The following is a 25,990-nucleotide window of genomic DNA, read 5'->3' as shown; positions in this document are numbered from 1 at the left end:
ACGCCGCCATACTCCGTGAGCCGGCCGCTTGGGTCCTCATCCGAAGGAGGCGTGTCGCGTCGTCTCGAAGGAACGAGGGCGTCCACCTCCTCGTCATGGCCGGCCCTGTGCCGGCCATCTCGCTTCTTTGAAGCGTCGCGCCTCATTCGGTCGGGATCACCGGCACAGGGCCGGTGATGACAAGGCGGGAGCATCTGGTCTGGCTCTGACGACAAGCCGTGTGCTTGATCATCCCTCCCCTGCCCCTCTCGATTCCCCCATGCCGCCGCTGGCCGCTTCGCCGCGCTGTCCTATGAATCTATGTCCATGAAGGTGAAGGATCGCCCATGGACGATTGGTTCTTCTCGGCGCTGAAGCTCACGACGCGCGCCATCGAGGTCGGCGGGATCGCCATCATTGCGGATACCGACGCAATCCGTCCATGTGTACCGACTTGAAGTCGTCCCCGGTTCCGATTTGATCCCGTCCACCCTTCCGACTTGAAGCCGTCCCTCCTTCCGATTTGATCCCGTCCAGGGATCGGTCTGAAGAACCCTGCTGCACCGGGTCATCCGATTGGGGCATTGCGACCTCTCCACCAGAGAGGACGCGATGCCAGCAAACAGAGAGATGACCATGCGACAGATGCGGCAAGTGCTGCGGCTCCACGCCAGCCAAACCAGCGATCGCGAGATCGGCCGGATTGTCGGTGCGGCGCGCTCGACCGTGCGCGATGCCATCCAGCGGGCCAAGGCGGCCGGGCTGGCCTGGCCCCTGCCGGAGGACCTGACCGACGCGGCCCTGGAGGAGAAGCTGTTCGCCCGGGCGGGCACCCGGGTCGGAACGCGCCGCCGGCCGGAGCCGGATTGGGCTCACCTGGTCCAGGAACTCAAGCGGCCCGGCGTCAGCATCGCCATCCTGCATGAGGAGTACCGGGCAGACCATCCGGACGGCTACGGCTATTCGCGTTTCTGCGACCTGGTCCGCTCCTTCGAGCGCCGCCTGACGCCGACCATGCGTCAGCATCACGTCGCCGGCGACAAGGTGTTCGTGGATTACTCGGGCAAGAAGCTGCCGATCGTCGATCCACTCACCGGCGAGATCCGCCAGGCCGAGATCTTCGTCGCGGTGCTCGGCGCCTCCAACCTGACCTATGCCGAAGCCACCTGGACCCAGACCCTGCCGGATTGGATCGAGGCGCATGTGCGCATGTTCCGGTTCCAGGGTGGCGTGACCAAGCTCGTCGTGCCGGACAACCTGAAGAGCGGCGTCCACAAGGCCTCGTTCTACGATCCCGAGATCAACCGCAGCTACGGCAAGATGGCGGCCCATTACGCGGTCGGCATTTTGCCAGCCCGACCGCGCCGGCCGAAGGACAAAGCCAAAGTCGAGGCCGGGGTGCGCTTCGCCCAATCCTACATTCTCGGTCGCCTGCGCCACCGCACCTTCTTCTCGCTCCAGGAGGCCAATGCCGCGATCGCCGAGGCCGTCGAGCGGATGAACAGCGTACCCATGCGCCGGCTCGGCGTCAGCCGGCGCCAGTTGTTCGAGACGATCGAGAAGCCGGCCCTCGCACCCCTGCCGGCCGAGGACTACGTCTTCGCGCAGTGGCAGTTCGCCCGGGTCGGGCTCGACTACCACATCGAGGTCGAGGGCTTCTTCTACTCGGTGCCATTTGGCCTCATCGGCCAGCAGGTCGAGGTGCGCGTCACCCAGCGCACGATCGAGGCCTTCCACAAAGGCGGACGCGTCGCGGCCCACGCGCGGCGTTATGCGGGACGGGCGCATGGCACGCAGGCCGAGCACATGCCGAGCTCGCATCGCCGCTATGCCGCCTGGTCGCCCGAGCGCTTCCGCTCCTGGGCGGCGTCGATCGGCCCCAACACCGAGGGGCTGATTGCCGCCATTCTGTCCGCCCGCCGCCATCCCGAGCAGGGCTTTCGCACCTGCATCGGGGTTTTGCAGCACATGCGCGGCATCCCGCAGGAGCGTGTCGAGGCGGTCGCGGCCAAAGCCCTGGCGATCCAGGCGCTGACCTACAAGAGCATCGTGTCGCTTCTCGACACCTACCGCGAGCGCGCTCCCGCCGCCGATACGCCCGTTCTCACCCACCCCAATGTCCGCGGACCGGGGTATTTCCACTGACAGGAGACCGACCATGTTGATCCATCCCACCCTCGACCAGCTTCACGCGCTGGGCCTGCACGGCATGGCCAAAGGCTTCAAGGCGCTCAGCGCCACTCCCGAGGCTGACGCGCTCGGCCATGCCGAATGGCTCGGCCTGATCCTCGATCATGAAGTGACGACGCGGCAGCAGAAGCGCTGCGAGACCCGGGCCAAAACGGCCAAACTGCGCCATCCCGCCAGCGTCGAGGATGTTGACTTCCGGGCCGCACGCGGCCTCGACCGGGCGCTGTTTCTCAAGCTGGCCACCTGCGACTGGATCCGCGAGCGGCGCAATCTGTTGATCACCGGCCCGTGCGGGGTCGGGAAGAGCTGGCTCGCCTGCGCCCTGGGACACCGGGCCTGCCGGGAGGACCTGTCGGTGCTCTACCATCGTGTGCCACGGCTGTTTGCGGCGCTCGATCTCGCCCGCAGCGATGGCCGCTACTCTCGCCTGTTACGCAGTCTTGCCCGGGCCAAGCTGCTGATCCTCGACGACTGGGGTCCTGAGGCGCTCACCGGCGAGCAGCAGCGCGATCTGCTGGAAATCGTCGAGGACCGCTACGATGCCGGTTCGCTGCTGATCACGAGCCAGGTGCCGGTCGAGAACTGGTACGCGATGATCGGCAGCGTTCCGACGCTGGCGGACGCCATCCTCGATCGGGTCGTGCACAACGCCTACCGGATTAATCTGACCGGCGAGAGCCTGCGCAAGACCCGCCACACGCCAGCCGACGCTTGACCAGCGTCACCACCTCAACCACCATCCATCACTGACCCGAAGAGCGGCGCTCAGGTGGACGACTTCACCTCGGACCCATGGACGGCTTGAAATCGGAATGCCTGGACGGCTTCAGATTGGACGAAGTGGACGGCTTCGTCGGTATCCTCAGCCATCATCGTCCTCGGCATTCTCGGATCGAGCATCGCCGCGCTCTGGCAGATCCTGCACGGTCGTTCCGGTTCGGACGCGTTTACCCTCTACCGCTCCAATGTGGGCCGCGCGATCCTGCTCGGCCTCGAATTCCTCGTCGCCGCCGACATCATCAACACGGTCGCCATCGAGCCGACGATTCAAAGCCTTCTGATCCTCGGCGGCATCGTCCTCATCCGGACATTCCTCAGCTTCTCGCTCGAAGTCGAGATCGAAGGCCGCTGGCCCTGGGAACGGCACAAAGACGAAGTCGAACCATCACGCCGATCTGCCTGACGGTGGCATGCAGGCCTCGCAGATCGCCGCGATGTGACGATGATCGGTGCCGCAGCAGCCCCCGAGCACGGAGATCTGGGGCATGCGCTCGCGCAGCCTTCGGTAATGCCGACCGAGATCGACCGGATCGCCCGGGTCGAGCTCGGTGGATTCATCGAGTTCCGCGTGACTTTTGACCGAGGCATTGGCGCGGAGCCCCCGGATGCGCCGGGTCCATTCTTCCCTGCCCGACAGGATGTCGTCGAAGTGGGTCGGGTGCGCGCAGTTGATCATGTAATAGGCAGTGGCCTCGCCCGTCTCCCGATCCGTCCGTTCGATGGCGGATCGAAGCGTCTCGCCGGAAGCGAGCCTGCCATCGGTTTCGACGGTGAACGAGATCACCACCGGCATGCTCAGAGCTTTGGCGGCGCGCGCGATTCCGATGGCCTCCTCCGCATAATTCATCGTGATGGCGCTCACCATGTCGCCCCCCGCATCGCGAAAGGCTTCCAGCTGCGGCGCATGATAGGCCTGAGCCTCTTCGACCGTCATCTGCGCATCGGCCCTGTAGCCGTCCCCGCGTGGGCCGACGACGCCGTTGATCAGGATGCGATCCCGCTCATCGGAGAGCCGGTCGCGAAGCGAGAGGGCCCAGCGCACCGCATCTCCGTTCATCACGATCAGGTCTTCCGGTGAGACGTTCAGCTTCGCGCCCCAATCGGCATTGGCCCGCCACGTAGGCGTATCCAGGATGAACCCGACATCCCGCTCCATGGCGGTGCGGATATAGGGCTCGAAATACCGTTCGAGCCGCCCCCTTCCCTCCACGCTGCGCAGAAGCGGAAAGGCCGCGAAGCAGGGAAGATCCAGGCCTTCGACGAAGACGAGCGTCGTTTCGAGACCGCCATCGGTCAGGAAGATCGCATCGTCGGAGGGTGGAAACGCAAATCGGTGACGGGTCATGGCAGCGCCTCCCGCGTTCCTTGCATGAGCGATAACCCCCAACGGCCCCTTGAAGACAGCTGGCTTCGCGGCGTGCTTCGCCAGTGCGGGATTGCCGAGTGCGTCGGTCTGCAAGATTGCCCGAAGACTTAACGCCTGGATGTGCTTTTCCTCACGTCAGAGGATCGGACCCACATTTACGTCCGATGCTCCGTTCTTGAAGCGACGCATCGTTCGACGCGGCCCCGGTGAACCGCACGTTGCATTAGGGCAATCGCAAGATCTTTCCCCGTATGGCTTTGTGAAATTCTCCATCATCGGATCGGAAACGCCAGTGGACATGAAATCGGGCTGCCAGGGATGCCGGAGCAGCGAGCCGCTTCCCTTCGATTTCACCATGGCGTTCCACCCCATCGTGGATCTCGACCGGGAGATCGTCTGGGGCTACGAGGCGCTGGTTCGGGGAACGGAGGGGCAATCGGCATGGCAGATCCTGAGCCAGGTCGATGAGGCCCGGCAATACAAGTTCGATCAGGCCTGCCGGGTGAAGGCCATCGAGCTGGCGGGCCGCCTCTTCCCGAAAACCGAGGAGACGAGGCTTTCCATCAATTTCATGCCGAACGCGGTCTACGAGCCCTCCGCCTGCATCAGAACCTCCCTGGAAACCGCCCGCCGCGTGGGCTTCGACACCCGGCGGATCATGTTCGAGTTCACGGAAAACGAACGGATGGCGGACACGAAGCACGTCGCCCGGATCATCGCGGAATACAAGCGCCTCGGTTTCATCACCGCCATCGACGATTTCGGCGCGGGCCATGCGGGGCTGAACCTCCTCGCCAACTTCCAGACCGACGTCATCAAGGTCGACATGGAAATCGTCCGCGGCATTCCGGATTCCTCCGCCCGCCAGGCCATTGTCGCCGGCATCCTGGTGATGGCGCGCGCCCTCGGCATCACGGTCATCGCCGAGGGCATCGAGACGGAGGCGGAGCTCGCCACACTCCGGAATGCGGGCATCAGCCTGTTCCAGGGCTTCCTCTTCGCCCGTCCTGCCGTCGAGGATCTACCGGCGGTTTCGCTCAACCCGTGAGGCGTAAGGGAAAGGAGATCCCCTTACACGCTCTACGCCATGGATCCCCTTCCCTCGCTGCACTCAGCCTGAGGATGACACGCGCCACGTCAAACTCGGCAGTTGACGTAACGTCCAAGTCTCATTAGGAAAACCGTCCGGCCGCCCGCCGCCGCCACTCTTCCAGTGTCCGTCGGCTCCATTCCTGCCTTTCGATCCCGCTCCAGCCCATGACTGGCGTGCATTGTCGTTCGCCCCTGCGGGGAACGGCATCCGAGGCAGATGTTCATTTCCGTTGCGGCCGTTCCTCGCCACCGATCGAATGCTTCCGGACCGGCCGCTTCCGACCTCGCGTATCTCCCATGAAGGACTTTCAATCAGGTCTGTTCCTGAACAAGATTCCCTATGTGACATCGGGTTCGGGGCCCAACCCAATCGTCGTGCTCAACGGCGGGCAGGCTTTCGTCAGGCGTCCGACCCCGGCGCGGGCGATGAGGGACGCGAGCCGCATCGCGCGCCTCCTGCCTCGCGGCCGGCCGATCTACATCCTGGGTTACGACCCCTCTCCAGCCGCCGACTACACGGTCGGCACGATCGTCGACGACGTCGCGCGGATCCTGGGGGACATCGGCCCGGCCACCGTGATGGGCATCTCCTTCGGCGGCTTCGTCGCGGCGCGGCTCGCGGCGGATCGTCCCGACCTCGTGACGGAGCTGATCCTGACGGTCAGCGCACATCGCTTCTCGCCGGAGGGACGCCGGAGCGTCGACCGGCAGATCGCCTGCGCCTGGGCCGGCGACTTCGACGGCTTCCTCGACGAGTTCGGCCTTGTCTTCCGCCGCCCGTGGCTCAACTGGCTCATCCGCCTGCGGTTCAGGCAGGAGCGCAAGCGGCTGCTGGAAACGATGAACGATCCGGTGACCATCGTGCGCGGACTCAACGCCGTTGCGGGCGAGGAATTCGGCCGCGATCCGTCCTGGCTCGCCCGCATCGCGGCGCCGGCACTCGTCGTCGGCGCGACCCGCGACCCGTTCTTCGACGTGGCGGCTCTCGAAGAGACGGCCCGGCTCATCCCCGGGGCGCAGCTGCGCCTCTTCAAGAACGAGACGCACATGCTCCCCGTGGAGCGGGCGCGGGACGTCGCGGCGGTGATCGCGCAGTTTCTGCGGAAGCACCGAGGGACGGCGAGTGGCGGCTCGCCTTAGCGAATCGTGAAAGTCCGATCCGCTTCGCCGAAATGTCCGCTTGCGTGAAGCACTTCACAGCGGCCTGGGCCGAAGCGCGTCATCCTGCAGGCCATTCAGCAAAGCCGAAAGGGAAACGCCATGAAGGCAACGGATCATCACCCCAGGGAATACGAACCATCCATGCGGCCCATTCCCGTCTCGGTCGCATTGCTCTTCGTCGTGATGGGGATCAACGTCGCCGCGACGGTCCTGTCGCTGCTCGCGTGAGGCATCGAACGCGAAGGTGGGAACCGCTTTCGCGCACAAGAGGCGTCGGGCCAAAACATAAAGCATCGAACCCGTTTCCGGGTTCGATGCTCCCATTCAGGAAGAGCGTATCGTTCCGAGCGGCCCCGAAGGGCCGCCTGACGCGTCCTGGGTTCAGCTCAGGCGCCGCACTTCGCGGAAATCGCCGGCCGTCGATCCGGCCTCGCGGAGGTTCCCCGTCGCCCACATGGCGGCCTGGGTGCGGTTGGCGACGCCGATCTTGCGCAGGATCGCCTTCACGTGAACCTTGATCGTCGCCTCGGTGATGTCGAGCTTGCGCGCGATGACCTTGTTCGGGTCGCCGCCCATCAGGGACTGGAGGATCACCGTCTCGCGCGGCGAAAGCTTCGAAACCTTCGGGTCCGGCATCCGGTGGTCGGCCAGGGGGATCACCTGCGCGGCGCCGGCGGGCGAGTGCTCCTGGGTCAGAAGCTGGCGCAGAATCGAACTGGGCAATATCCTCTCGCCCAGCATGGTGAGCTCGAGCGTCCTGACCAGAACCTCACGGGCGCTCGTGGCGAGGCAGAAACTGTCCACCCCCGCGTCGACCGCGGATTGCACGCCCGGCACGTCGAACTGCTGGGATATCGCCACGACCCGGGAGACTGGATGCTGCGCCTTGGTCTCGCGGATAAGTTCGAGCGTCTGCTGGAAATCGCCCGTGGCATCGACGATGCAGAGATCGGGTGCGACCCCGGTGGATCCGGCCATATCGAAGCCGGTGCCTGACAGAAGCTGGGAGAGGCCAGCCCGCAACAGAACGTTCCCGCAGAGCAACTTCGTTGCCACGCGCTGCGAGGAATTCGTTGCCATCGCAGCAGGCGCTGCGGCATGTTCGGAATGATCCTGGATCATCGATTGCCCCCCTTAGGACAAAATGGTGCGGGTTAGTCCTCCTGAGCCTATCAGGACTCAAAGTCCTAAGTTGATCAAGGTAGCGAAGGCCCTCTCTACTCACTAAGGGGTACTACGTACCCCCTAATGGCTCCGTTACGGAAAGCACCTGTTAATATCTTTCAGGACCAGGTCGGCGCACCTGCCTCCGGACGGGACCGGGCCAGACGGGAACCGGGTGGCATACCCACTCTCGCCATCCGGGTTACCGACTTGGAGCCCGCCGTTTAACCCGCAAGCTTAGATTGCATCCGTTGCCGGCTCACCCTCCAGGACGATATTATTCCTCACAGGTTCTGATGGCTGGGGGGAAACATGCCGGTCAGCAAGGCGAATGTATCCGACGCGCACCCTGGGCGGAAGGCGCCCCGGGGCATGATCACCGACAACGATCTGAAAATACTGTGGGTCGCACGGACGCTCACCAACATCGATTTCCAGTATGGGGAAGACATCCTGAATCTCGATCGCAGCCCGATCGACGCCGAGCAGAGGCGATACATCGAGACGCAGCTGCTGCTGAAATACCGCGAGCGGCGCGAGCCCTACCAGAAGCTCCTCGAAAGCCTGCGCGCCTGAGGGCTCGCCGAAGACCCGACAAGAAAAGAGGCCCCGAAAGGGGCCTCAGTTCTTCAGAGGGAGCAACCAATTCTGTCGGCCACACATCAGTGTCACCCCGTCGGAGACGAGGGTCAATTCACGTATCCTTACGGATCATGACGCTCGGGAGTGCCGCCCCCTCGCCCACCTCACGACGAGTCCTCACCGCGAGCCCGCCGATGCTTCCTCCGTCTTACCGGGCCGTTGGATCTTGCTCTCGTGGAAGCGGCGCACGATTTCGGTGCCGATGCTCGTTCTCTGGCTGCCGGCGGGCTGCTCGCGGCTGGCCGCATAACAATCCTGCATGGCGAATGTCTCGTTGGCCCTGGGATGGTAGAACGTCTTTTCCATCCGGTTATACGTCCAGGGCTCGTCGCTGCAGTTGCGCCCGAACGCTCCGATCGAATTCTCGACCGCCATCCATTTGAGACTGGAACCGGGGCACTGGCCCTCATACTGCCCGCTATAGGCCCCGATCCGGGGATAGCAGCTTGTCTGGGCGTGGACCGCGCCGAGGGACGACAACAGGATCACGGTGGACAGGATCGCTCTGGACATGAGTTCATTCGAGAAAAGTTGCGGCCCAGCTTAGCAGCGCCGATGACGCAAGGGAATGCATTTAGGGTCGAGAACAGATCCGAGACGAAACGCCTTCAGCGGCTGTTCCAGGCGCGCAAGGCGAGAATCGGTGTCAGGATGGGCCAGCCGAAACCGGCGATCAGGATGTGGTCGAGACTTACGCCTTCGTCCCCATCGATGGTGGTCGACACTGCCAGGAGCAGGATCACGCCGCACAGATAAACCATAAGAACTTCACGCATGAACCCAGCCCGCCTTTGTCACTAAGGTCGAGCTTTGACGCAGTGTTCATAGGAATCCAATGCGACCGGCGGTCGCCGCATCCTTTGGTCGAAGACGCATGGGCCGCATCCGACATCCGAGGAAGCTAGTCCCAATTTCAGGCCTCCTCCTCGAATTTTATGGAAAACTATTCTTTTTCATAAACTTAGCTGAAACCCAATCCGGACTTGCCCGTTCTCAAGCTCAAGGATGAGCAGAGATGGAGGGCATGGATGCCAAAGCGGCACCATCCTTATACCGCCGAGGGCCATGAAGGCTGGAACGTCGGTCTCGGTAACCTGCCGTCGTCCAGCCAGTCCGAAGTCCTGAAAGACCTCGGGAGGCAGTTGCGGCAGAATTATCAGAACGTGCTGAAGGAGCCTGCTCCGGACCGGATCCAGCAATTGCTGGAGCGCCTGGAGCAAGCCCATGCCCGAGAGGAAAACGAGGAGCTTTGAAGCCTCGGACGGGCGCCTGCGCCCACGTCCAAGACTTCAGGGCTGCGGCTCGACGCGTCGCTTTCCGCAAACCCATTCGGCATTCGGTAGCAAACGCCACCAGGTCTCCGTGACCTCGTCTCAGGTATCCTGCGGGATTTGTCGGTTCCGGACCGACATGGTAATCCAAGAGCCCTCTTCTAACCTCGTATGACCCTGGAGCCGTGGCATGGGAGCCGAGCCCTCGTCGGACAAGTAGGCCGCAACAACGCTTTCCTTGTTGTTGCGGCGTCTGTCGAACCGATTCCAGCCCATGCTGACAGGCAGGTCGCCGCCAAATGTTCCTCATTTGAGCGGATGCATCATCATGTCTCCAAAGCCCCCCGTTTGGGCCTATTCCCTGCCGACAGCGCTCCTGCTGATGGCACCCTTCGATATTCTCGCCTCCCTCGCGATGGATATCTATCTCCCCATCGTTCCGGCTATGCCGGGCATTCTCGGCACCAGCCCGGCCATCGTCCAGCTCACGTTGAGCCTGTACATGGTGATGCTCGGGCTCGGCCAGATCATCTTCGGGCCGATCTCGGACGGCATCGGACGGCGGCCCGTTCTGATCGGCGGCGCGATCCTGTTTGCGGCGGCATCATTCTTCCTGGCTGCATCCCCGTCTGCCGTTCCCTTTGTTGTCCTCCGCTTCCTGCAAGCGGTGGGAGCCTCGGCAGCGATGGTGGCCACCTTCGCGACCGTCCGGGACGTGTATGCCGACCGACCGGAAAGCGTGGTCATCTACAGCCTGTTCAGTTCCATGCTGGCCTTCGTGCCTGCCTTGGGACCGATCGCCGGCGCGATGCTCGCCGACAGGTTTGGATGGCGCTCGATCTTCGTGGCACTGGGTGTTCTTGCCGTTCTCGCGGCCCTGCATGCTCTGCTGCGATGGCATGAAACCCGGCCCGTGACGGCCGCCAGGTCACGACGATCGTTCCTGCCCGTCCTGCGCAGCCTCGCGTTCTGGACCTATACGCTCGGGTTCAGTGCCGCCATGGGGACGTTCTTCGTGTTCTTCTCGACCGCCCCCCGCGTCCTGATCGACGGAGCTGGCTACTCCGAGCTGGAATTCAGCTTCGCCTTCGCAACAGCAGCAGTCGTGCTGATCATCACGACACGCTTCGCCAAACGGTTCGTTGCCCGGTGGGGGAACGCCGGCAGTCTCACGCGGGGCATGGCGATGCTGCTTCTGGGCGCCGGGTTCCTGAGCATCGGGCAGGTGTTCGGGACACCCTCCCTTTGGACGTTCGTTGTCCCCATGTGGGTCATGGCAGTCGGCATCGTCTTCGCCGTGTCGGTGACGGCGAACGGCGCTCTGGAGAAGTTCGGGGACATCGCCGGGTCGGCAGTGGCGCTGCATTTCTGCGTGCAGAGCCTCATCGTCAGCATCGGGGGAACCCTGGCTGTCATTTGGCTGCACGGCGACACCGCGTGGCCGCTTGCAACCTTCTCCGCGACCATGGCCGTCGTCGTCCTGATCGCCCAGGGATGGCTGCATTACCGAAACCGTCTGCGGACGTGATCCAACGTGCAGTCGGGCATGATGCCCGACTACACCGCCTCCACAGGGATCAGGAGCTTGGGACGCGGCCTCCCGCCTTCGCCAGACGCAGAATGGTGGAAAGCGTCTGTTAAACAACAACTTAGGTGTTTACTGATGGACTTTGCTACCTACTGCCGAATCCATTCACGCTTCTGCGTTCGAGGCTTCAGGCCGCGAACCTGCCGCTCGCGGCCTGGGCAATCCAGCCGTCTCTGCCTCAGCCCCTGCGGCGATCCCGGTGGTCAGACGAACTTGCGCGCGGGATGAGATTGTAGATCAGGAACCCCGTCAGGATTCCGGCTCCGAGCAGAACCAGCGGATAGGATCTGGCGGTATGAACCACGTCGGATGCCTTCTCCCGCACCACATACAAGGGCGCGGAATCGTGGATCAGGCGTTCGGCGCGCCGGAGATTCTCGCGCCGGGTATGAATTTCAAGGTCGTACCCGTCATCGTCGTCACGCTCGTGAACGGCGATGCTGTTGCGGGCGAATCCACCCGAGACAAGACGCTGAACGGCCCGGTTGGCCTCCTTGCGGGACGAGAAGCTGCCTGTGGCGATGGAGGTATGCGGCATCAGTCAATTCCTTTCAAACTGCTGACGCAAATTCCTGGCAAGCGCCAAGGTTCCAAGCCGCACGAGGTTGGGCGGTCCGATCGCCTTCGGGTCAGTGCCGTCGCGAGGCGTCGGCGGCCTTTTCGGCTTCCATCAACACGTCCAGCGCTTTCCACGGCTTCTGCATGAACCGAACATCCCTCGGAACCTCGCCTTCACGCTGATCGAGAGGCCGCCCGGAGGTCAGGAGCGTGCGCACCCATGGCCATTTCAGGCGCACGGTACGGACCAGGTCCAGGCCGTCCATCAGGCATGGAAGACGGACATCGGCGAACAGGAAAGCCACCTCGTCCGAATGCTGCCGCAGATAATCCAGGGCCTCTTCGGCGCTGGATGCCTCGACGACTTTCAGGTCCGTTTCCTCAAGGAGTGCCGCCGCCAAGCCTCGGACTTCGAAGTCATCCTCGACGATCAAGGCGACACGATAAGGCTCAATCTTCTGTCCCATACGGCCATCTCCTCTATTGCCCGGCGGCTGTTCTCGGAGCTCTCGGCGTCTGCACGGACGCGCAAGGCTCGGTGATCCTTGGAAAGACCGTCCCGGAAACGCAAAGCGGGTGGTCGCGAAGATGACGCAGAATGCGACGCAATCGGCTGTCCTGCCGGTCCCGCCTGCGAGTGCTGCGTTCTCAGGGCCAGATACAAAACCTTAGGTTCCCGATGGTGCGCCATCGGGTGAGGCCCTCATCACAGAACGGTGAACTCCGCGCTCCGTTTCAGCTTGGCCGTTGAGAAATGTGTCCGGGGTTCGTTTTTGCCTTGGAAGAACCCGCCTCCAGGCTGTAGCTTAAGCTCAGGAACGACCGGCCGCATGTGAGATTTCTGCTGTGCTCAAGGAGACCAAGCTTCATCAAGAGTTCTTGGATCTGGAGCACCACATGCGGCTTCTGGATCGGCAGCTTGCGGACGCCATTCAGCGCATCCGCCACGGCTCCTCGCCCGATCTCGTGGAGAAGGCGAAGGCGGACGAGAAATTCCTTCTCTCGGAACTTGATCGCCTGATGACCAGGATGCGCGCCGTCGAAGGTCAGCTTCTACAGATTCAGAAGACCGCAACCCGGCATTAGGCCGTCGAACGCGAAACCTCGAAGCTTCGGGACCGCTCGAGGCGGCCGGCATGAGTGCGGACCGGGCTTCTACGGCCGGACGGACTGGAATCTCATGTGCGGCAGAACACTTCGCACCGCGCGGCGAAAGTCCAAGGTGGCACTCGATTAACGTTAGGTTAGGTCAAGTCACGAAGAGGGTGAGGCATGACCTTCGACGGCTCTCATCGCACATCGATATCTAGAATTTCCCACGACCGGGCGCCTCGGCGTTTTGGTCTTCCCTTGGTTCCGACATTGCTCGGGGCACTAGCGATCATGAACGTCGCGTCGGTCGTTCTGGTGCTCATGGAATAGCTTGCTTCACCGGTCGTCTTGCAGGGCGTGCCGAGCGGAAGCAGCAGGAAGAACTGCAAGGCGCATTCCAGGGAACGCAGCCTTGCAGTTTCTCGAAAACAGGTCGACGCAGAATGCGGAACCGAGGGTCCGCGTCAGATGGCGCGCCGGCCGTGAACCACCATCGGAATTGCCGAAAAGCGAAGACGCCTTATCGCAATCCAAGGAACGACAAGATCGCGAGGACGACCACGATCGCTCCGATGAGCCAGATGATATTGTTCATGATGTTGCTCTCCTGACGTTGGCTTGACTCCATGCCAACGGTCAAGGTGAGCCTTCGTTCCGTCGATCGAGGCGGCTCCGGCTAATCGGAAGTGCAGTCGGTCACATCCCGGCCGGCCACGTTTCCGGCGGGACCGATTTGTCGCCGTGAAACGGTCGTGCACGCCTCGCGCGTGAGCCCGCGGGTCGTGTCAGCCTGGACGCTGCCGTCATAGACGCGCTGCGTTTCGTAGCCCGGCCCCGATTGATATTGCCAGGTGGACACGCCCGCGCTGCCCACGCATCCGGACAGGCCGATTGCAAGAAACGTAACAGAAGCCAGGGTTCTGAAGGCTTTCGACATCGTAGTCCCGATCCTTTGCTTTCGCCTGTTTCATGGGACCTTATAGGCAGCGTCCCCGATACGGCAACGCACGGCTCGGAATGTCGAAGCGGCATGCAGCCCCCCTCGCGTCCGATGCACGCCCGATCAAAAAGAAAACCCCGGTGTCGCCACCGGGGTTCTCCTATCCAATCAGGATAAGCCGATCAGAAGTCGCGCTGAACGCGCAGACGGCCTTCCCAGTTGTCGCTGTCCACGCCGAAGTTCGGACCGCGCGGGTCGATGTTCGAGTAGAGAACCTCGACACCGAGATCGAGACCCGAAACCGGGGACCAGATCAGGTTCGTACCGGCGCGCCATTCGGTGAAGTCGAACACCGATGCGCTGACGAGCGAGCCAGGACCGAAGCCCGCAACGCCGCCGTTGCTGTAGTCGACGCGAGCGTAGGAACCGAACACGCTCTGGCGGATGGTCGGGGTCCAATAGTGGTTGATGCCACCGGCGATGGACCAGCCACGGCCGGTATTGATGTCGCCGTTGGTGCCGATATAGGCGTCGACCACATCGCGGGTCGTCGCTCCGGAGGTCACGTTCGGATCGAAGCCGAGATAGCCGAGAGCACCGTCGGCATAGGTGGCGGCGAGCCAAAGGGCATCACCCTCGGCAAGCGCCGGCAGGTTGACGTAGCCCTGAGCCGTCACAGCCCAACCGAGCTTGGTGTCCGGGTAATCGGCGCCACCGGGGAAGGTGATCAGGTTGTCGCTGCGCAGCTGGTGCAGGGCAGCGCCGAGCTGAGCCGAACCCCAGGTGCCGGCGTACTTCAGGTTACCGACGAGGTCGGGCATCGTCTGGCCAGCGTCGGTGAACACCGAGGTGCCAGCGAAGGTGTTGCCGGTGAAGCTGCCTTCTTCGGCGGCGATCGTGGCCGAGAAGCCGTTGCCGAAGGAGAAGGTGTAGGCGAACACGTTGACCGTCGGAGCGTCGTAGAAGCGGAGCGTGCCCCAGTTCTCGTTCGGCAGGTCGCTGTTCATGAAGAACGAGATCGTGCGACCGGCGGTGAGGCCGCCGAACTGCACGAAGGCCTGGTCGACGTTCGGCGATGTGGAGCTGAAGCCATACGAGCCGGTGTCGCGAGTCATCTCGAAGCGCACGAAGGTGCGGAGCAGACCGTAGGCGGTGGCGGTGCGGGCGTCGAGCTGGATACGGCCACGAGCGCGGAAGCCGATGGCGTCATTGGCGCGGTCGTTCGGTTCCACGTACAGGAACTCGCCGCGAACACGGCCGCCGACGCGGAGGCAGGTTTCGGTGCCGGGGATGTAGAAGAAGCCTGCGCCGTAGGTGGAGCAGACACGCACGTATTCGACGGGAGCAGCCTTCGCGACGGGAAGATCGGCAGCTTGAGCCCCGGCGACAGCCGCGAGACCCGCGACCGATCCGAGGAAGAGGCTCTTAGCGAGCTTCATGGTTCTCTCCAAAAATTCCTGAGTCCAGGACTCATATACAACCGTGACCATAATCAAGCGTCGGTCTGGCGCAACATGGGCAGCCGCGCAGTTCGCCCATACATGACGCAATCTGCTGAAAAGATAAGCAAATTTGGATAGCCCCCGAAATTATCTCCGCCGGTGTGTCATTATTTCAACAGCGGAGAGCACCCTATCCACAGACCGGTTTACGAAGGGTCATCGTGCGCGCCGAGGCCTTCATCGGGTGGCCGGAAGGGAAGGAAACGACGCGCGTTTTCCTTCCCGGTCAAGCCTCAGTCGTTGAAGAAATAATCCGAGTCCCGGCAGACATATCCGGCGAAGCATTGCGGCGCATCTCGGGTCGACACATAGCGCGGCTCGATCGTCTCGTTGGCTTGGCAGAAGCTGCTGTCCCGGACGTAACGGTCGTAGGTATAGGTGCCGGTGCCGAGGACGACGGCCCCGCGAGCGGACACGAGACCACGAGCCTGATTGCAGGTCATGCTGGGTGTGAAAGGCCGGTTTTGAGCCAATGCGCCCGACGCGAAGGACAACGCAACCAGAACAAGAGCAACTCGTCTCATACTCGAATCCTTCATACGGACGCACCTGGCGGGACCGCGATTCCCGCATGACAACGTCGAAGGGCGAGCCCAGTTACGCGCAAGACGCGCGCTTTTTTCCAGGATGAGGAGAGTATCGACCTAAAGCATCGGCTGCAGGCGCCGCGCCAGCTCGACGGCCGCGGCATAGTCGGTCTTGCCGGATCCCAGGACCGGAATGCCGGAGACCAGGATGGAGCGGGGCATCCAGAGTTCCGGGAAGCCCTGCGCCCTGGCGTGAGCCAGCAGCACATCCCGGTCCGCATCGGCCTTGTCGGTAATGAGGATGATCTGCTCGCCCTTGCGCGGATCCGGCAAGGCCACGACCACATGGCTGTTGTCCGGCCAGAGGCTCTGGACGGTCGCCTCGATGGCGGCCAGCGAGATCATTTCGCCGCCGATCTTGGCGAACCGCTTCGCCCGGCCCCTGATCGTCACGATCCGGTCTTCGACGGTCACGATGTCCCCGGTATCGTGCCAGCCGTCGACGGGAGGACGCAGGCCGCCGGGCGCTGCGGGATCGAGATAGCCCTTCATGACGTTGGGGCCGCGCACGTTGAAGCGCCCGCCCTCGTGGATCCCCTCGACCGGATCGAGGCGCCATTCGATGCCCGGCAGGATCGGGCCGACCGATCCGGGCCTGTTGCGGTCGGGCAGGCTCACGGAGATGACCGGCGAGCACTCGGTCGCCCCGTACCCCTCGAGGATCACCGTGCCATGCTTGGCCCAGAGCTTGCGCGTCTCGTCCTTCACCCGTTCGGCCCCGGCGATGACGTAGCGGACGCTGGCGAGATCGTTCTCCCCCGCCGCGCGGGCATAGCCCTGCAGGAAGGTATCCGTCGCGAGCATGATCGTGGCGCGGGTGCCGGCCACGAGCTTCGGGATCTGGCGGTAGTGAAGCGGGCTCGGATAGAGCACGGACTTCATGCCGTTGAGAACCGCCGTCAGCAGCCCGGCGGTCAGGCCGAAGGAATGGAAGATCGGCAGGGGGTTGAAGAACACGTCGTCAGGCCGCAGCACGTCGCCCGCCAGCGCTTTGACCTGGTAGGCATTGGCGACCAGATTGGCGTTCGACAGCACCACGCCTTTCGGAGCCCCTTCGGAGCCGGACGTGAACAGCACGACGGCCGGATCGTCGGGCGCGACCTTGGCGCCCGCATGGACGCGACGCGCCATCCAGGAATCGACGAGACCGCGCAGCTTGTCGAAGCTCGTCAGCTGTGCCCGGACGTCCTCGAGCCACAGGATCCGCCGCCCCTCCCCTAGGGTCGCCACGAGGTCGTCGAGCTTGCCCTGCTCGACGAAGCGGCGGGAGGTCACGATGGTCTGGATCCCGGCGAGCTCGCATGCGGCCTTCAGGTTCTTGGGCCCGGCCGTGAAGTTCAGGAAGGCGGGGACGCGTCCGAAGGCGTTGAATCCGAACAGGGTGACGGCGATCGCCTGGACGTTCGGGAGCAGCACGCCGATCGTCTCGCGCTCACCCGTCAGGCCCGCCAGCTTGCGCCCGAGGACGAGCGAGCCCAGAACGAGGCGTCCGAATGTGATCGGCTGGCGCTCCAGGTCCTCGAGGGCGACCTTGTTCCGTCCGAAACGGTCCCTCGCATCGAGAAGGGCGCCGAACAGGCTCTTGCGCGTCCGCGCGATGTCGAACTCCGCCACGGGCGCCCCTCAATTCCTGTTAACCGGCCGAGCCTTCGCGGATCGGAGCCTGATAGGCCAGGCCCATATCCCAGGGGAAGTAGATCCAGGTGTCTTGGCTCACTTCCGTCACGAAGGTGTCGATCAAGGGACGCCCGGCGGGCTTGGCGTAGACGGCGGCGAAATGCGCGTTGGGGAGCATGTCGCGCACGATCTTGGCGGTCTTGCCGGTATCGGTGAGATCGTCGATTACGAGGACGCCCTTGCCCTGCCCGTCGCCCACGGCCTTGATCGAAGGCGCAATGTCCTTCAGCACCTGCAGGTCGCCCTGGTTCTTGTAGTCGTGGTAGCTGGCGATGCAGACGCTCTCGATGAGCCGCAGGTCGAGCTCGCGCGCCACGATGGCGGCCGGCACGAGGCCGCCGCGGGTGATGCAGACGATCGCCTCGAAGGGCCCGGCCGACGCCAGGCGCCAGGCGAGAGCCCGGCAATCGCGGTGGAACTGATCCCAGGAGACGGGGAAGGCTTTGGGAGAGGTCGGGGACATTGCTATGCTCTTGTAGGGCTGTCAGGTGAAACGAATAACGCTTACAGGGGCGCCCGGTCGCCCTTGAGGCGGCCGAGAAGCTCGCGCACGGCGGCGGCGGAACCGGCAACGGCATCCGGGTCCTTGCCCCGCACGACGATCTGGTTGCGGAAGCCGCTCGTCGAGAACGACGGATAGGACCCGATGGACACGGCCGGGTTCGACGCGGCGATCTGGCTCAAGCCCTCGGCATAGATGCCCTCCGCCAGCCCCTCGGCCTCGATGGTCTCGATGATCATGCGGGCGCCGGTCTGGAGGGTGGGCGCGATCAGGTCGAGCATGGCCTGCATGATGGACGGCACGCCCGCCATGACGAACACATTGCCGATCCGGAAACCAGGCGCCTTGGAGATCGGGTTCTCGATGAGGTCCGCTCCTTCAGGGATGCGGGCCATGCGCAGGCGGGCCTCGTTCAGCTCGTGCGGCTGGTAGCGCTCCCGCAGCATGGCGACGGCCCGGGGATCCTGCCCGATCCCGACGCCGAAGGCCTTGGCGATGCAATCCGCCGTGATGTCGTCATGGGTCGGGCCGATGCCGCCGGTCGTAAAGAGATAAGTGTAGCGGCCGCGCAGGGCATTGACCGCCGCAACGATCTCTTCCTCCACGTCGGGCACGACGCGCACCTCGCGCAGGTCGATGCCGATCCCGGTCAGGTACTCGGCGATGTAGCCGATATTCTTGTCCTTGGTGCGCCCTGTGAGGATCTCATCGCCGATGATGAGGAGGGCGGCTGTAACGGAAACGGCCATGCGCAGCGATCCTTTTGGGGGCGTTTAGCGTTAGAAGCTGCAATTCTCAAGCGGAAGCAAGCGTTCATCCCCGGCGGCGATAGGCAGCAATGACGTCCTCCTACGTCATGGCCGGCCGTGAGCCGGCCACCCCGATCAGAAAGGCGCCGCGCCCTCCAGAAGCGAGATCACCGGCACAAGGCCGGTGATGACATCGGTCGCAGTTGAACCCCGGCCTCCTCCCCTGCTACCAAGTTTTTTTCGTTCAAGCGTTGGATTTTGATGCGTTTTCAGGAAACCCTGCTCGAGGGCCGTCTCATCGAGCGCTACAAGCGATTTCTGGCGGATGTCGAGCTCGATACGGGCGAGGTGGTCACGGCCCATTGCGCCAATCCCGGCGCGATGATGGGCCTGAAGGAGCCCGGTTGCCGGGTGTATCTCTCCCGGGCCACGAACCCGAACCGCAAGCTCAAATACAATTGGGAATTCGTGGAGGTCGCGGCCGGCGGCGGCCCGCGCCAGCTCATCGGCATCAACACATCCCGGCCCAACCTCCTGGTCGCGGAAGCCCTGGCCGACGAGCGCCTCGCGCCCTTCGCGGGCTACGAGCGGGTCAGGCCGGAGGTGAAGTACGGCCGCAACAGCCGGGTCGATTTCCTGCTCGAGAAGGACGGCGAGCCGCCCTGCTACCTGGAGGTCAAGAACTGCCACCTGATGCGGGAGGCGGGCTTCGCCGAGTTCCCGGATTGCGTCGCGGCCCGCAGCGCCAAGCACCTCTACGAGCTTGCGGACATGGTGGCGGAAGGCGCGAGAGCCGCTCTCGTCTATGTCATCCAGATGGACGCCGAGCGGTTCGACGTGGCCCGCGACATCGACCCGGCCTACGACAAGGCCTTCCGGCACGCCCTGGCGGCGGGCGTGGAATCCTACGCCTATGTCTGCCGCATCACGCCGCAAGAGGTGGCCATCGACCGGCCCGTGGAGATCGTGACGCCGCGGTGAGCGTCCCCTCCGGTTGTGACGTGAGCGGGCGTCATCCCCGGCGAGCCGAAGGCTCGGGAAGGGGATCCATGGTTCAGAGCGTGCAGATGGGTTCCCTTCCCCTGCGCTCCGCTCCGGTCGGGAATGACATTGTGAGAACTGGATTCATCTGAACAAGGCCAATGATGACCTAGGAGCACGTCGCCCCGGCAAACCCTCAGCCCCGTTCGAAGGCCAGATTCATCTTGTTCGTGAGGATCTGCCGGTAACCCTTGCCTTTCAGGAGCTTCACCACGTCGATCTGCCAGCGCTCCGGCACGTTGGCGACGACGAAGAGCCCGGGGTACAGGGACGCGGGCGCATCCCGGAAGAAGGGGTCGAGCACCAGGTCCTCCGCCCCCTCCACGTCGAGCTTGATGGCATCGACGCGGGTCAGGCCTTCCCGGTTCAGGAGTTCCAGCATCGTCACGGCCGGGACGCGGATCGCGTCCGTCTGGCTCGAGTTGACGATCTTCAGGCTCGCTTCGCCCCGGTTGAGCGGATCGAGGAAGAGGGTGAGCTCGCCGGTCTTGTCGGCCACCGCGCAATCCACGGCCTTGATGGTGCAGGAGGGGTTCTGGCCGATGTTGTAGATCAGGCGGTCGAAGATCTCAGGCTGCGGCTCCACGGCGAGGATCCGCACCGGAACGGAGCCCGCTTCCCGTCCGACCGAGAGGGCGTACCAGCCGACGTTCGAGCCGATGTCGATGAAGGTGAAGCCGTCCTTGATCCGGGACGTCAGGAGCTTGATCTCGTCCACGTCGAAATATTGCGGCGTGAACAGGATGCGCCGCTCGCAGACGTTCTTGTAGGGATAGAGCCGCATGCGGAGGCCGAAGGTCTCCAGGTCGAGCGGCAGCCCCTTCAGGGTCTTCATCGCCAGGCGGCGCAGCATCAGGGCCACCCGGCGGCCGGCCCAACCCTCGGGCAGCCCGCGCGTGCGGTCGATCACCCAGCGGGCGAGTCCTGAAGGCGCAAAATCGCCGAAGGGGCGAGAATCATTCATTAAGCGGGAATCCACGACCGTCGGTTGGGAATGAACAGGGTTGCTCATGACACCCTCGGGCGCCAATCGCAAGCGCGGCAGCAGGTCTTTAGAGCATCGTGCCGAAATGTGGGTCCCGGTTTTCGCTGGCGCGGCCCTCCGGGTCCGCGACAACGACGGCCTCGTTCATCGGGCAGGCATCCGATAGATCCCAAAGGAGCAAGTCCCGTTTGGGACCCATCCGATGCTTTAGCTTGCGTCGGGCGCGGCGATCCCTACATTCCGGACAAGAGTTCAAGGAACGAAAATGACCGAAACCGACGTTGTCGAGCGCAAGCGCTCCGCCGAAATCCCGCTCCACGGGCCGGAGGATTTCGAGGCCATGCGGCGGGTGTGCCGCATGACGGCCGAGTGCCTCGACATGCTGACCGACTACGTGAAGCCCGGCGTCACGACGGAATTCCTGGACAAGCTCGCCTTCGAGTTCATCCGCGACCATGGCGCCTATCCGGCCTGCCTGAACTATCGCGGCTACACCAAGACGATCTGCACCTCCATCAACCACGTGGTCTGCCACGGCATCCCCAACGACAAGCCCCTGCGCGACGGGGACATCATGAATATCGACGTGACCCTGATCCTCGACGGGTGGCACGGCGATTCGAGCCGGATGTACTACGTGGGCGAGGTGCCGCGCCGGGCCCAGCGGCTCTGCGAGATCACCTATGAATGCCTGATGCGGGGCATCGCGGCGGTCAAGCCCGGGGCCACCACCAACGACATCGGGGCGGCCATCCAGTCCTATGCCGAGGCCGAGCGCTGCTCGGTGGTGCGGGACTTCTGCGGCCACGGCCTCGGCCGCGTGTTCCACGACTCGCCGACGATCCTCCACTACGTCGAGCCGGCCTACAACGTGGAGCTGAAACCCGGCATGCTCTTCACCATCGAGCCCATGATCAACCTCGGACGGCCGCAGGTGAAGGTGCTCGCCGACGGCTGGACCGCCGTGACCCGCGACCGCTCCCTGTCGGCCCAGTTCGAACATACGGTCGGTGTGACCGAAACCGGCGTCGAGGTCTTCACCTTCTCACCGAAGGGCTTGGACAAGCCGCCTTATTCCGCCGCTTGACTCTAGCCTGACACGTCGCTTCAAGCCTACAAAGTTACATCGGCGTTCCGGACCTTTTCTCGGAGCGCCGCGAGGCACAAGCGACGGGCGGGCATGAGCGGCGACGAGACTCCCCATTATCACGGCCACCGCGACCGGCTACGCGCCCGATTCATGGAGACGGGCGGCGACCCGCTGCCGGATTACGAATTGCTGGAACTGGTCCTGTTCCGCTCGATCCCGCGCCGGGACGTGAAACCCATCGCCAAGGAGCTGATGAAGCGCTTCGGCACCTTTGCCGAGGTGCTGGCGGCCTCCCCGGCCCGGCTCATGGAGGTGGACGGGATCGGCGAGAGCGTGGTGACCGACCTCAAGGTTGTGGAGGCCTCGGCCCGCCGTCTGGCCAAGGGCGAGGTGGCGAAGAGGCCCGTCCTGTCCTCCTGGGCTTCCGTGATCGATTATTGCCGTACCGCCATGGCCTTCATGGACAAGGAGCAGTTCCGACTGCTCTTCCTCGACAAGCGCAACGCCCTCATCGCCGACGAGGTGCAGCAATCGGGCACCATCGACCATACGCCGGTCTATCCGCGCGAGGTGGTGAAGCGGGCGCTCGAGCTCTCGGCCTCGGCCCTCATCCTGGTCCACAATCATCCGTCCGGCGATCCGACGCCCTCGTCCGCGGACATCAAGATGACGCGCGAGATCATCGACGTCGCCAAGCCCCTTGGGATCACCGTCCATGACCACATCATCGTCGGCCGCGAGGGACATGCCAGCCTGAAGGGCCTGCATTTGATCTGAGCGTCAGCGAGGCCGGCCGCCGCGCACCCTAGAACAGCGACTCGAGCCCGGCGAAGATCGCGTAGACGAAGCCGAGGCTCAGGGTCAGGCCGATGGAGCCGATGACCAGGCCGGCGATGATCACAAGGCCGTCACGCTCGACGAGGCCGAGCCCCACGAGGCACACGGCCAACCCTAAGGGAATCTGTCCGACGAACGGGGGCGCGAACAGCAGGCCCAGGGCCAGGATCAGGATGACCGCGCCCATGAGCCGCATGGAGAGGGGCGTGTCGAGGAAGGTCATGCGCGGACGCGAGATGCGCTCCAGCCGGCGAAAGACCGGGATCGCCCGTCCGACGGCACGCTCCACGTCGGTCCGGGCGACGGACCGGTTCATGAGCTGGCGCGGCAGCCAGGGCGCCTCCCGGCCGAAGGTGATCTGGATGGCGACGAGGGCCAGGAGCAGGCCGCAGACCAGCGGGATCGGCGGCGGCATGGGCAGGCAGTTCGGCAGGCCGAGGAGGACGATGAGGAGCGCGAAGGCCCTGTCCTGGAGCACCGTCATGATCTGGCGCACGGTGAGGCGCTCGCCAGGCTGTGAGGCAAGGGCGAGCAGAATTTGTGAAGTGCGCGCGTTGGAAAACAAGGAGCCCTGGCAGGTTCGGGGATGCTCAGGGCGCCTCTCTACCTGACTTAATGTCCGGGGCCAAGGGTTTGAGGCCACATCCTCAATGAATGTTGATCTCGCCCTGAACCGCCCGGAATTCCGCCGGCTTGATCAGGCGGGCATGGCTGACGGTGACGGAATGCAGGGGACCGGCGAGTTCGCGCTTCCAGAAGTCGAGGAAGTCGATGAGGACCGGAAAACGGGGAGCCAAATCGTATTCCTGCCAGATGTAGGTCTGAAGGAAGGTCGGGTGATCGGGCATGCGGTAGAGGATTTTTGCGGTCGTCAGCCCATAACCTTCCATCTGGCGGATGAAGTCCTTGGATACCATGCGAACTCCTTCTCTCAAGCTCCAGCGAGCCCGGACGACAGGTATCCGCCCCAATGGCACAGGCGGTTCCCTGCCCTATGCTCAAGGCTAAATCTTGAGTGTGTTTCTCGGTTCCCGCAAGCCGACGGGGTTGCACATTCCTGCGATGTTGCGTTGATTGCCTTTAACCACGTGCGGCCCGAGACACCGGATAAGGAGATCCCCGGGAATGCGCTTTGCCTTCGCCGGAATCGATTTTCTCGGAGATGTTTTCGAGACGTTGCTTGCCCGTGGCTGGGAGCCGGTCAAACTCTTCAGCCGGCCCTGCGACGGCATCTACGACTTCAACGACGTGACGGTCGCTCGCGCCCGCTCCTTGAGGCTGCCGATCCAGATGTCGCGGATCCTTCCGGCGGATCTGGCCGGCCTGAAGGCCCTGGGGTGCCAGGCCCTGGTGGTGGCGGGCTATCCCTGGCTGGTCACCGGCTGGGAGCGTCACGTGCCTTTCGCGGTCAACTTCCATCCGTCGCCGCTTCCGATGGGGCGCGGACCTTACCCGCTCTTCCAGGCCATCCTGGACAGTCATCCCGAATGGGGCATGACGGCCCATCGCCTGGAGCCTGCCTTCGACACCGGCGCCATCGTGACCCAGACGCGGTTCTCGTTGAGCGAAACGGAGACACACGACACGCTCCTGGCCAAGTGCCAGATCGCCGCCAAGGAGATCTCCCTGCAACTGGCCGACGATCTCCCCCGGCTCTGGGACGAGGCGCGTCCGCAGGGGGCCGGGACCTATTGGCCCCGGATCACGCAGGCGCAGCGGACGATCCATTGGGCGGGAAGCGTCCGGAACGTCATGCGCACCGTCCGCGCCTTCGGATCCATCGAGGCCTTCGCCCAGATCGAAACGCGATACGTCTATGTGTGGGAGGCCACCGGCTGGGAGGAGCCTCACCGCTACCGGCCCGGCACCCTCGTCCACAAGCACCGCAGGCACATGGTCGTGGCTGCGCGCGACGGCTTCGTGCAGATCACGGGCTGGAGCCCCTATGCGCCGGGACCGGCGCGGAGCAAATAGCGCCCGCGCCTGCTTCAGCGCCGGCGTTTCACCAGCTTCCAGGCCTGACGGAGGATGAAAATGTTTCTGATCAGCTTGAACATCGGGCTTCCTTGAAATTCTTCCTGCGTCTCAAGGGGTGGGCAGCGCGGAAGGTTCCAAGCTCGGCCGGAAGAAGGGAGTCTGCCTGATTTTTAGAAAGCCGCGTACGGAACCAGGCCTCCCCGACGGCATTATTCCATCACGAAGGCCATATGCCCCCAGGTCTTCGAGACCCTCAAAGCCCTTCACCGCCCCCGTGAAGGGCTTTTTCTTTTCCGGATTTCATTCACAGCCGCGATGAAACCCTTCGGCGTTTCGGTCATTTCCCTCCCGAAGGCTATCCTGTTGGCCTTCAGGACCGGGAGGCCTCCTCATGTGCCGGCGACGGCGGGTGAGGAGGCCTTTCCGTTTGTCCACAGGTTTCAGAGCGTCCGGTAATGGCGCCCCTGGTAGACCAGGGTGGGTTTAGTTTCCCCGAGCCGGATGCGGACGACCTCGCCGATGATCACGTGATGTGTCGCGACGATCCGGGCTTCGCTGATGCGGCAATCGAAGGAGACGAGGCTCGTCGTCAGAGCGGGCGAGCCCGTGTCGAGCGTCTCCCATTCCCCGATGGTGAAACGCTCCTGCCCCTGAAGGCCGGTGCGTCCGGCGAAGATGTCCGCGAGCGACCGATCCTCCGAACTCAGAGTGTTCACGCAGAAGACCCTGTTGGCGAGAAGCGCCTGCGCGGAGCGTGACGAGGTGTTGACGCAGACCAGAAGCGACGGCGGGCCGTCCGTCACGGTCGTGACGGCCGTGGCCGTGAATCCCGCGCGCCCGGCCGCGCCGTCGGTCGTGACCACATGCACGGCGGCAGTCACCCGGCTCATGCCTTCCCTAAAGAGAACGGCATCGGGACCGGCGGCACCTGTGGCGGCGGAATCGGGAGTGGCTTGAGACTTCAACATGATATTCCAGACAAGCCTCTTCCACGCTTTCAGGGCAGAGCACAAGGTCGTACGGAGCCATATGGTTCCTGGCCTTAGTCTTTGGAAGCGGTAGGCAGAACGGAACTTGCCCAGTATTGCATCAGCCCCTGCCGCTTATTCCATCAGGAGCGGTAATAGGAAACTTAACAGAAAGTTGTCGAACGAAAATCCGTTTGGTAGAGACATCAGCATCTTACGTCAGGCTTGGCGTTGCTCTGGCATCGTGCTTTC

30 protein-coding genes are annotated in these 25,990 nt (G+C 63.7%); 14 read left to right on the top strand and 16 right to left on the bottom strand.

Going from position 1 to position 25,990, the window contains the following annotated elements:
- Positions 1 to 615 precede the first annotated feature (615 nt).
- From istA to U0023_RS17590, 3 genes are all read left to right on the top strand, one after another.
- Positions 616 to 2,124, top strand: a complete 1,509-nt coding sequence (gene istA / locus U0023_RS17600) for an IS21 family transposase (RefSeq protein ID WP_195904271.1) — start codon at positions 616 to 618, stop codon at positions 2,122 to 2,124.
- Positions 2,125 to 2,137: 13 nt separating this feature from the next.
- Entirely contained in the window at positions 2,138 to 2,884 is a 747-nt protein-coding gene (istB, locus tag U0023_RS17595; RefSeq protein ID WP_009494081.1) for an IS21-like element helper ATPase IstB, read from the top strand.
- 153 nt (positions 2,885 to 3,037) lie between these two features.
- The gene (locus tag U0023_RS17590; RefSeq protein ID WP_052600692.1) at positions 3,038 to 3,352 is read left to right on the top strand and encodes a DUF1622 domain-containing protein; all 315 of its coding nucleotides are present in this window, start codon (positions 3,038 to 3,040) and stop codon (positions 3,350 to 3,352) included.
- Here U0023_RS17590 and U0023_RS17585 read toward each other — a convergent pair.
- Positions 3,335 to 4,294 carry a homocysteine S-methyltransferase family protein gene (locus tag U0023_RS17585; protein WP_009494084.1) on the bottom strand — a complete coding sequence of 320 codons (960 nt, stop codon included), beginning with the start codon at positions 4,292 to 4,294 and terminating at the stop codon, positions 3,335 to 3,337. The genes U0023_RS17590 and U0023_RS17585 overlap by 18 nt on opposite strands.
- Before the next feature lie 319 nt (positions 4,295 to 4,613).
- On the opposite strand from U0023_RS17585, the gene U0023_RS17580 reads away from it, so the two are divergent.
- From U0023_RS17580 to U0023_RS17570, 3 genes are all read left to right on the top strand, one after another.
- Positions 4,614 to 5,363 (top strand): EAL domain-containing protein, encoded by a 750-nt coding sequence (locus tag U0023_RS17580; protein ID WP_009494085.1) that lies wholly within the window; start codon positions 4,614 to 4,616, stop codon positions 5,361 to 5,363.
- Between the two features lie 341 nt (positions 5,364 to 5,704).
- Positions 5,705 to 6,547, top strand: a complete 843-nt coding sequence (locus tag U0023_RS17575; RefSeq protein ID WP_009494086.1) for an alpha/beta fold hydrolase — start codon at positions 5,705 to 5,707, stop codon at positions 6,545 to 6,547.
- A gap of 120 nt (positions 6,548 to 6,667) precedes the next feature.
- Positions 6,668 to 6,796 carry a hypothetical protein gene (locus tag U0023_RS17570; protein WP_009494087.1) on the top strand — a complete coding sequence of 43 codons (129 nt, stop codon included), beginning with the start codon at positions 6,668 to 6,670 and terminating at the stop codon, positions 6,794 to 6,796.
- Between the two features lie 153 nt (positions 6,797 to 6,949).
- On the opposite strand, the gene U0023_RS17565 is transcribed toward U0023_RS17570, so the two are convergent.
- Positions 6,950 to 7,690, bottom strand: coding sequence for a LuxR C-terminal-related transcriptional regulator (locus U0023_RS17565; protein ID WP_009494088.1), 741 nt, complete (start codon positions 7,688 to 7,690; stop codon positions 6,950 to 6,952).
- Between the two features lie 354 nt (positions 7,691 to 8,044).
- On the opposite strand from U0023_RS17565, the gene U0023_RS17560 reads away from it, so the two are divergent.
- On the top strand, positions 8,045 to 8,308 hold the full coding sequence (locus U0023_RS17560) for a hypothetical protein (RefSeq protein WP_009494089.1): 264 nt from the start codon (positions 8,045 to 8,047) through the stop codon (positions 8,306 to 8,308).
- Between the two features lie 183 nt (positions 8,309 to 8,491).
- Here the strand turns inward: U0023_RS17560 and U0023_RS17555 are convergent, their stop codons facing one another.
- Both U0023_RS17555 and U0023_RS17550 read right to left on the bottom strand, forming a co-directional pair.
- Entirely contained in the window at positions 8,492 to 8,887 is a 396-nt protein-coding gene (locus tag U0023_RS17555; protein WP_009494090.1) for a hypothetical protein, read from the bottom strand.
- Positions 8,888 to 8,982: 95 nt separating this feature from the next.
- Positions 8,983 to 9,150 carry a hypothetical protein gene (locus U0023_RS17550; protein WP_009494091.1) on the bottom strand — a complete coding sequence of 56 codons (168 nt, stop codon included), beginning with the start codon at positions 9,148 to 9,150 and terminating at the stop codon, positions 8,983 to 8,985.
- A 252-nt stretch (positions 9,151 to 9,402) separates the two neighbouring features.
- Between U0023_RS17550 and U0023_RS17545 the strand changes: the two genes are divergently transcribed.
- Both U0023_RS17545 and cml read left to right on the top strand, forming a co-directional pair.
- Positions 9,403 to 9,627, top strand: a complete 225-nt coding sequence (locus tag U0023_RS17545; protein ID WP_009494092.1) for a NepR family anti-sigma factor — start codon at positions 9,403 to 9,405, stop codon at positions 9,625 to 9,627.
- A 346-nt stretch (positions 9,628 to 9,973) separates the two neighbouring features.
- On the top strand, positions 9,974 to 11,173 hold the full coding sequence (cml, locus tag U0023_RS17540; RefSeq protein WP_009494093.1) for a CmlA/FloR family chloramphenicol efflux MFS transporter: 1,200 nt from the start codon (positions 9,974 to 9,976) through the stop codon (positions 11,171 to 11,173).
- Between the two features lie 238 nt (positions 11,174 to 11,411).
- Here the strand turns inward: cml and U0023_RS17535 are convergent, their stop codons facing one another.
- Complete coding sequence (locus tag U0023_RS17535) at positions 11,412 to 11,771, bottom strand: hypothetical protein (RefSeq protein WP_009494094.1); 360 nt, start codon at positions 11,769 to 11,771, stop codon at positions 11,412 to 11,414.
- 91 nt (positions 11,772 to 11,862) lie between these two features.
- On the bottom strand, positions 11,863 to 12,258 hold the full coding sequence (locus U0023_RS17530) for a response regulator (protein ID WP_009494095.1): 396 nt from the start codon (positions 12,256 to 12,258) through the stop codon (positions 11,863 to 11,865).
- 430 nt (positions 12,259 to 12,688) lie between these two features.
- Here U0023_RS17530 and U0023_RS17525 point away from each other — a divergent pair, with 430 nt between their 5' ends.
- A complete protein-coding gene (locus tag U0023_RS17525) occupies positions 12,689 to 12,877 on the top strand; it encodes a hypothetical protein (RefSeq protein ID WP_009494096.1) in 189 nt (62 codons plus the stop codon).
- Between the two features lie 682 nt (positions 12,878 to 13,559).
- On the opposite strand, the gene U0023_RS17520 is transcribed toward U0023_RS17525, so the two are convergent.
- From U0023_RS17520 to U0023_RS17495, 6 genes are all read right to left on the bottom strand, one after another.
- On the bottom strand, positions 13,560 to 13,820 hold the full coding sequence (locus U0023_RS17520; RefSeq protein ID WP_009494098.1) for a hypothetical protein: 261 nt from the start codon (positions 13,818 to 13,820) through the stop codon (positions 13,560 to 13,562).
- 185 nt (positions 13,821 to 14,005) lie between these two features.
- On the bottom strand, positions 14,006 to 15,262 hold the full coding sequence (locus tag U0023_RS17515; protein WP_009494099.1) for a porin: 1,257 nt from the start codon (positions 15,260 to 15,262) through the stop codon (positions 14,006 to 14,008).
- Positions 15,263 to 15,558: 296 nt separating this feature from the next.
- Positions 15,559 to 15,849 (bottom strand): hypothetical protein, encoded by a 291-nt coding sequence (locus U0023_RS17510; RefSeq protein ID WP_009494100.1) that lies wholly within the window; start codon positions 15,847 to 15,849, stop codon positions 15,559 to 15,561.
- A gap of 120 nt (positions 15,850 to 15,969) precedes the next feature.
- Positions 15,970 to 17,526 carry an AMP-binding protein gene (locus U0023_RS17505; protein WP_009494101.1) on the bottom strand — a complete coding sequence of 519 codons (1,557 nt, stop codon included), beginning with the start codon at positions 17,524 to 17,526 and terminating at the stop codon, positions 15,970 to 15,972.
- A 19-nt stretch (positions 17,527 to 17,545) separates the two neighbouring features.
- A complete protein-coding gene (gene gpt, locus U0023_RS17500; RefSeq protein WP_009494102.1) occupies positions 17,546 to 18,052 on the bottom strand; it encodes a xanthine phosphoribosyltransferase in 507 nt (168 codons plus the stop codon).
- Between the two features lie 41 nt (positions 18,053 to 18,093).
- The gene (locus tag U0023_RS17495; protein ID WP_009494103.1) at positions 18,094 to 18,840 is read right to left on the bottom strand and encodes a competence/damage-inducible protein A; all 747 of its coding nucleotides are present in this window, start codon (positions 18,838 to 18,840) and stop codon (positions 18,094 to 18,096) included.
- Between the two features lie 261 nt (positions 18,841 to 19,101).
- On the opposite strand from U0023_RS17495, the gene sfsA reads away from it, so the two are divergent.
- Positions 19,102 to 19,821 carry a DNA/RNA nuclease SfsA gene (sfsA, locus tag U0023_RS17490; RefSeq protein WP_009494104.1) on the top strand — a complete coding sequence of 240 codons (720 nt, stop codon included), beginning with the start codon at positions 19,102 to 19,104 and terminating at the stop codon, positions 19,819 to 19,821.
- Positions 19,822 to 20,017: 196 nt separating this feature from the next.
- Here the strand turns inward: sfsA and U0023_RS17485 are convergent, their stop codons facing one another.
- A complete protein-coding gene (locus tag U0023_RS17485; protein WP_040639324.1) occupies positions 20,018 to 20,845 on the bottom strand; it encodes an FkbM family methyltransferase in 828 nt (275 codons plus the stop codon).
- Positions 20,846 to 21,131: 286 nt separating this feature from the next.
- Here U0023_RS17485 and map point away from each other — a divergent pair, with 286 nt between their 5' ends.
- Positions 21,132 to 21,953 (top strand): type I methionyl aminopeptidase, encoded by an 822-nt coding sequence (gene map / locus U0023_RS17480; RefSeq protein ID WP_009494106.1) that lies wholly within the window; start codon positions 21,132 to 21,134, stop codon positions 21,951 to 21,953.
- 93 nt (positions 21,954 to 22,046) lie between these two features.
- Positions 22,047 to 22,733: a RadC family protein gene (radC, locus tag U0023_RS17475; protein ID WP_009494107.1), complete on the top strand. Its 687-nt coding sequence runs from the start codon at positions 22,047 to 22,049 to the stop codon at positions 22,731 to 22,733.
- Positions 22,734 to 22,761: 28 nt separating this feature from the next.
- On the opposite strand, the gene U0023_RS17470 is transcribed toward radC, so the two are convergent.
- Positions 22,762 to 23,358, bottom strand: coding sequence for an exopolysaccharide biosynthesis protein (locus U0023_RS17470; RefSeq protein ID WP_009494108.1), 597 nt, complete (start codon positions 23,356 to 23,358; stop codon positions 22,762 to 22,764).
- A gap of 82 nt (positions 23,359 to 23,440) precedes the next feature.
- Complete coding sequence (locus U0023_RS17465) at positions 23,441 to 23,710, bottom strand: usg protein (RefSeq protein ID WP_009494109.1); 270 nt, start codon at positions 23,708 to 23,710, stop codon at positions 23,441 to 23,443.
- A 208-nt stretch (positions 23,711 to 23,918) separates the two neighbouring features.
- Here U0023_RS17465 and U0023_RS17460 point away from each other — a divergent pair, with 208 nt between their 5' ends.
- Entirely contained in the window at positions 23,919 to 24,767 is an 849-nt protein-coding gene (locus U0023_RS17460; RefSeq protein ID WP_009494110.1) for a methionyl-tRNA formyltransferase, read from the top strand.
- A gap of 443 nt (positions 24,768 to 25,210) precedes the next feature.
- Here the strand turns inward: U0023_RS17460 and U0023_RS17455 are convergent, their stop codons facing one another.
- Positions 25,211 to 25,738 (bottom strand): flavin reductase family protein, encoded by a 528-nt coding sequence (locus U0023_RS17455; RefSeq protein WP_009494111.1) that lies wholly within the window; start codon positions 25,736 to 25,738, stop codon positions 25,211 to 25,213.
- Positions 25,739 to 25,990 lie beyond the last annotated feature (252 nt).

Source organism: Microvirga lotononidis (assembly GCF_034627025.1).
Taxonomy (GTDB): domain Bacteria; phylum Pseudomonadota; class Alphaproteobacteria; order Rhizobiales; family Beijerinckiaceae; genus Microvirga; species Microvirga lotononidis.
This window is presented reverse-complemented; position numbering and strand designations above follow the sequence as displayed.